7 protein-coding genes are annotated in these 5,028 nt (G+C 63.9%); 4 read left to right on the forward strand and 3 right to left on the reverse strand.

Translation table 11 applies throughout. The features are described from left to right. Positions 1–104 precede the first annotated feature (104 nt). From ACX0GZ_RS14665 to ykgO, 3 genes are all read right to left on the reverse strand, one after another. Complete coding sequence (locus ACX0GZ_RS14665; RefSeq protein WP_458817498.1) at positions 105–794, reverse strand: nitroreductase; 690 nt, start codon at positions 792–794, stop codon at positions 105–107. Positions 795–937: 143 nt separating this feature from the next. Further along, a complete protein-coding gene (locus tag ACX0GZ_RS14670; protein WP_458817499.1) occupies positions 938–1,555 on the reverse strand; it encodes an HAD-IA family hydrolase in 618 nt (205 codons plus the stop codon). A 150-nt stretch (positions 1,556–1,705) separates the two neighbouring features. Further along, entirely contained in the window at positions 1,706–1,831 is a 126-nt protein-coding gene (ykgO, locus tag ACX0GZ_RS14675; protein WP_055755695.1) for a type B 50S ribosomal protein L36, read from the reverse strand. A 185-nt stretch (positions 1,832–2,016) separates the two neighbouring features. Here ykgO and ACX0GZ_RS14680 point away from each other — a divergent pair, with 185 nt between their 5' ends. Genes ACX0GZ_RS14680 through gpmA form a run of 4 tightly spaced genes read left to right on the forward strand, consistent with a single transcriptional unit; the run spans position 2,017 to position 4,923 of the window. Continuing rightward, positions 2,017–2,622: a DUF4136 domain-containing protein gene (locus ACX0GZ_RS14680; protein ID WP_458817500.1), complete on the forward strand. Its 606-nt coding sequence runs from the start codon at positions 2,017–2,019 to the stop codon at positions 2,620–2,622. Beyond that, positions 2,619–3,737, forward strand: coding sequence for a M14 family metallopeptidase (locus ACX0GZ_RS14685; protein ID WP_458817501.1), 1,119 nt, complete (start codon positions 2,619–2,621; stop codon positions 3,735–3,737). The genes ACX0GZ_RS14680 and ACX0GZ_RS14685 overlap by 4 nt, the downstream gene beginning before the upstream one ends. Then, a complete protein-coding gene (locus tag ACX0GZ_RS14690) occupies positions 3,734–4,195 on the forward strand; it encodes a GNAT family N-acetyltransferase (RefSeq protein ID WP_458817502.1) in 462 nt (153 codons plus the stop codon). The genes ACX0GZ_RS14685 and ACX0GZ_RS14690 overlap by 4 nt, the downstream gene beginning before the upstream one ends. Positions 4,196–4,236: 41 nt before the next feature. After that, the gene (gene gpmA / locus ACX0GZ_RS14695; RefSeq protein WP_458817503.1) at positions 4,237–4,923 is read left to right on the forward strand and encodes a 2,3-diphosphoglycerate-dependent phosphoglycerate mutase; all 687 of its coding nucleotides are present in this window, start codon (positions 4,237–4,239) and stop codon (positions 4,921–4,923) included. The last annotated feature ends 105 nt before the right edge of the window (positions 4,924–5,028 follow it).

The raw sequence follows: 5,028 nt of genomic DNA on the forward strand, positions 1-5,028 counted from the left end.
GCCTCAAATCGTCATTCCAGCGAAAGCTGGGATATCGGGCGGTGGCGCGATACGGCTTGGTTTCCCAGCCTTCGCTGGAATGACGTTTGGGGTGGGAGATCGCGTTATCGGTGGAAGGTCGCGAACTCGTCGATCCCTACCCGCGGCACCGGCCAGTTATTCACCGGCGCGTGCCGATCGCGATACCCGATCGCCATCCCGGTAAACAGCATCTGGCTGTCGGGCAGCCCCAGAAACCCGCCGATTGTTCGCGGCCACAACGCCCACGCCTCCTGCGCGCAACTGTCCAGCCCCGCTTCGACCAGCAACAGCATCAATGTTTGCAGATACATCCCGCAATCCGACCATTGCGGCGGGCCATGATCGCGCTCGACCGTGCAGAACAGGCCGACCGGCGCGCCGAAAAACTGGAAATTCTCCGCAAACACCGCCTGCCGCCGCGCGCGGTCGCCGCGTACGATCCCCAGCGCATCGTACATCGCCGCACCTACGCCCTTGCGCCGGTCGTTGAACCGCTTGGTCAGGTCGGGCGGATAGACCGCATATTCCGCTCCCTCCCCCATCGGCGCCTCGGCGACGCGCGCCCGCATCAGCGTCTTGAGCCGCGTCATCGCACCGCCGGAGACGATGTGGATATGCCAAGGCTGGAGGTTGCCGCCCGATGGCGCGCGCGCGGCGCGTTCGATCAGCGTGCGGAGAAGCGCGAGATCGACGGGCCGATCCGTGAACGCGCGAACCGAGCGGCGCTGCGCAACGGCTTGGGTGACGGAGAGGTGTTGTTCGACCTGGGTCATCGATCAACTCTAGCTCGACCGGCATCGACATCCACCTCCCCGTTCGTTTCGAGCGAAGTCGAGAAACGTGTTTCGAGCACCAGGTTCACGTTTCTCAACTTCGCTCGAAACGAATGGTGGAAGAAAGGCTTGGGCCTAAAGCTCTAAAGCAACCCCACCCGCACCAGTTCCGCCCGGAAACTGGCCGCGTCGGTGAACAGCACCGCATGGATCCCCATCGCCGCCGCCGCGTCCACATTCGCCGCATTGTCATCGACGAACAGCGCCTGTTCCGCCCGCAATCCGAACCGGTCGAGCGCAAGGCGGTAGATCGCCGGATCGGGCTTCACCAGCCGTTCGTCCCCCGACACGATGATGTCGCGAAACCGGTCGAACAATGCCGCATGCTTGGCGCGGAACGGCGGGAAGAATTCGCCGGAGAAATTGGTGATGCAGAATAGCGGCACGCCCGCCGCGTCCAGTTCCTCGACGATGTCGTGCATCCCCGCAACCGCACCCGGTATCGTCTCGTCGAACCGTGCGCCCCATGCTTCGATCAGGTCGCGGTGGTGCGGATGCTCGGCAATAAGCTCGGCGGAAGTTTCCGCGAACGGCCGCCCCGCATCATGCTGGAAATGCCATTCCGGCGTCACGACATCGCGCAGAAACGCATCAAGCGCCCGATCATCGCTGATCAGGCGCTCATACAGGAACCGCGGGTCCCAATCGAACAACACCCGCCCCACATCGAAAATGACGGCGCTGGGGCGTTTATCGCTCATCGAACGAAGGGTTGGTCGAGCTTCGGTTCAGGTCGCGGCGAAAACGGTGCTTGTCGAGAACCGGAGCGGAGCGTGCTTTCGGCACGTGAGCACCGGAAGCGCAGAAAAGTGCCGTTTGCAGCCCGACCTGGGCCGAAGATCGGCCGACCCTTAGCCCTGGCGGGCTTTGAAGCGGCGATTGGTCTTGTTGATGACGTAGATGCGGCCACGACGACGGATCACGCGGTTGTCCCGGTGGCGATCCTTGAGCGACTTCAGGGAATTGACGATCTTCATGACCGATTCGTTTCTCAAATGCTGAATGACGGGGAATTTCGAGGCGCCCGCCTACGGTCGTGCCCCGCCAAAGTCAAGGCGCGTCCACGGCATTTCCCCGCTGCGATCGCCACTTCGGCACCGCTCGACATCTCGTGCGTTGATGGGCGATGAAGCGTTGGTAACCCGCGACGGGAGTTCGCACAATGAAGCGTATCGCAAAGCCTCTGATTATCGCCGCGCTCGCGCTCGGCACCTCGGCCTGCATGACGACGCCGCGCGCGGGGCCGACCGATGTGACCCGCTATCATCTGGGCTCGGAACAAATCCGCCCCGGCAGCTTCACGGTCGAACCGCTTAGTACTACCGGCACGATGAGCCTGGAATATCGCAGCTATGGCGATGCGGTCGCGAGCGAACTCACCCGCCTCGGTTACACGCGCGTCGGCGAAGGGCTGCAATCCAATTACGTCGCTCAGGTGTCGTTCCGCCGCGCACCCGCAGGCGTCATCCGCCAGCAATCGCCCTTTTCGATCGGCCTTGGCGGCGGCAGCTTCGGTCGCAATGTCGGGGTCGGTGGCGGGGTCAGCCTGCCGGTCGGCGGCGGGGGCTTGCGCGAAGTGACCGCGTCCGAACTGGCGGTCCAGCTTCGCCGCCGCAGCGATTCGACCGTGGTGTGGGAAGGCCGCGCCGTCGCCCAGTCGGTCGCGGGCACGCCCGATGCCGCGAACGAAGTCATGTCGGCAAAGCTCGCCTCGGCCTTGTTCAGGGGGTTCCCCGGCGACTCCGGGATCACTATCACGGTCAGATGACCATCCACATCTCCTCCGCGTTCGACAGCGGCAACATTCGCCTGGTCGGCCATGACGGCGACCGTATCGACCTGGAAATCGTGCCCGATCACCAGTCGGAATTTTTCCAGTGGTTCCATTTCCGCGTGGCGGGCGCGCGGGGGCGCACCGTCACCTTTCGGATCGTGAATGCGGGCCAGTCGGCCTATGCATTTGGCTGGCCCGGTTACCGCACGCGCGTCTCCACCGATCGTCAGGCGTGGCGGACCACCGACACCCGCTACGCCGACGGCGTGCTGACCTTTACCTACACCTTCGAAGGCGACGCGGCGTGGTTCGCCTATTTCGCGCCCTATTCGATGGAGCGGCATCACGATCTGGTCGCGCGCATCGCCGCCCGCTCCGGCGTCCGCCACCGCCAGCTCGGCCAGACGCTCGACGGCCAGCCGCTCGACATGCTCACCATCGGCGAAGGTCCCAAATCGGTCTGGCTCTATGCCCGCCAGCATCCGGGCGAGAGCATGGCTGAATGGTGGGCCGAAGGCGCGCTCGAATGGCTGACCGATGCGGACAACGCCAAGTCACGGGCGCTGCTGGCAAAGGCGACCGTGCATGTCGTCCCCAACATGAACCCGGACGGATCGCGGCGCGGCCATCTGCGCACCAACGCCGTCGGCGTGAACCTCAACCGCGAATGGCACGCACCGACGATGGAAAAGTCGCCCGAAGTCGCGCTGGTTCTCGCCGCGATGGACGAAACCGGCGTCGATTTCGCGATGGACGCTCACGGCGACGAGGCGATCCCCGCCAATTTCCTCGCCGGGTTCGAAGGCATCCCGTCCTGGACCGACGAACTGGGCCAGAAATTCTACGATTTCGGCACTGCGCTCGAAGCCGAGACCCGCGATTTCCAAACCGAAAAGGGCTATGAGAAATCCGCGCCCGGACAGGCAAACCTGTCGATGTCGACCAACCAGCTCGCCGAACGCTTTGGCGCGGTATCGATGACGCTGGAAATGCCGTTCAAGGATCACGATCCCAATGCGGATGCCGAGTTCGCGTGGTCGCCGGAGCGATCGAAGAAGCTGGCGCATAGTTGCCTGAACGTACTCGCCGACAGGATCGATCTGATTTGACCGAAATCCGCGACGGGGGGCTCGATCTTCCGCAAGTTCAGGCACTGCTCGCCGCGCATCTCACGCACATGCGCGCCAATTCGCCCGCCTGCAGCGTCCATGCGCTCGACCTGTCGGGGCTGCGCGCGCCGGGAATCGATTTCTGGACCGCGTGGCAGGGCGATGCACTGATGGGCTGCGGCGCATTGAAGGCGCTTGATCCGACGCACGGCGAGATCAAATCAATGCGTACCGCGCCGGAACATCTGCGCTCGGGCGTCGGCGCGGCGATCGTCGGGCACATCATCGGCGTCGCGCGCGACCGGGGGATGAAGCGCCTCAGCCTGGAGACCGGCACCGGCCCGGCATTCGACGCCGCCCATTCGCTCTACCGCCGCTTCGGCTTCACCGATTGCGCCGCGTTCGGCGATTACCCCGTCGACGATCCGTTCAGCCGCTTCATGTCGCGCGTGCTTTAGGCTAGGCCGCGCGCGACACCCATCAACAACGGGAGGCTCCCATGCCCACACTCGTCCTGATCCGCCACGGCCAGTCGGCCTGGAATCTCGAAAACCGCTTCACCGGCTGGTGGGATGTCGACCTGACCGATCAGGGCGTGCGCGAAGCGGTCGAGGCGGGCCAGTTGATGAAGGATAAGGGCCTCGATTTCGACCTGACCTTCACCAGTTTCCAGACGCGTGCGATCAAGACGCTGAACATCGCGCTTGAAACAATGGGACGGTTGTGGCTGCCGACGATCAAGGACTGGCGGCTGAACGAGCGGCACTATGGCGGCCTGACCGGACTCGACAAGGCGGAGACCGCGGCGCGGCATGGCGACGAGCAAGTACATCTGTGGCGCCGCAGCTTCGACATCCCGCCGCCACTGCCTGAGGAAGGCAGCCCCTGGGATCTCGCAAAGGACGTGCGGTACGAGGGGGTGCCGATCCCCCAAACCGAGAGCCTGAAGGACACGATCGAACGCGTTCTTCCCTATTGGGAAAGCGCGATCGTCCCCGAATTGAAAGCAGGCAAACGGGTGCTGATTTCAGCCCACGGCAACTCGCTGCGCGCACTGGTCAAGCATCTGTCGGGCATTTCGGAGACGGACATTGCGAGCCTGGAGATTCCGACGGGCAAGCCGATCGTGTACGAACTCGACGACGCGCTGAACGCGACCGATCGCTATTATCTGCACGAGCGTTGAGGGACAACACCCAACCCCACCCCGTTCCTGTCGAGCGTGTCGAAGCATCGTCCTTCTTCATGCCGATGCCAATGCGGCGCGAATGGGTCCTGACCCTAGGGTCAG

Source organism: Sphingomonas aestuarii (assembly GCF_054457155.1).

What these genes read in the sequence shown, in the direction of transcription:
- ACX0GZ_RS14665 (WP_458817498.1), bottom strand. Translation starts at nt 794, where the DNA reads ATGACCCAGGTCGAACAACACCTCTCCGTCACCCAAGCCGTTGCGCAG.
- ACX0GZ_RS14670 (WP_458817499.1), bottom strand. Translation starts at nt 1,555, where the DNA reads ATGAGCGATAAACGCCCCAGCGCCGTCATTTTCGATGTGGGGCGGGTG.
- ykgO (WP_055755695.1), bottom strand. Translation starts at nt 1,831, where the DNA reads ATGAAGATCGTCAATTCCCTGAAGTCGCTCAAGGATCGCCACCGGGAC.
- ACX0GZ_RS14680 (WP_458817500.1), top strand. Translation starts at nt 2,017, where the DNA reads ATGAAGCGTATCGCAAAGCCTCTGATTATCGCCGCGCTCGCGCTCGGC.
- ACX0GZ_RS14685 (WP_458817501.1), top strand. Translation starts at nt 2,619, where the DNA reads ATGACCATCCACATCTCCTCCGCGTTCGACAGCGGCAACATTCGCCTG.
- gpmA (WP_458817503.1), top strand. Translation starts at nt 4,237, where the DNA reads ATGCCCACACTCGTCCTGATCCGCCACGGCCAGTCGGCCTGGAATCTC.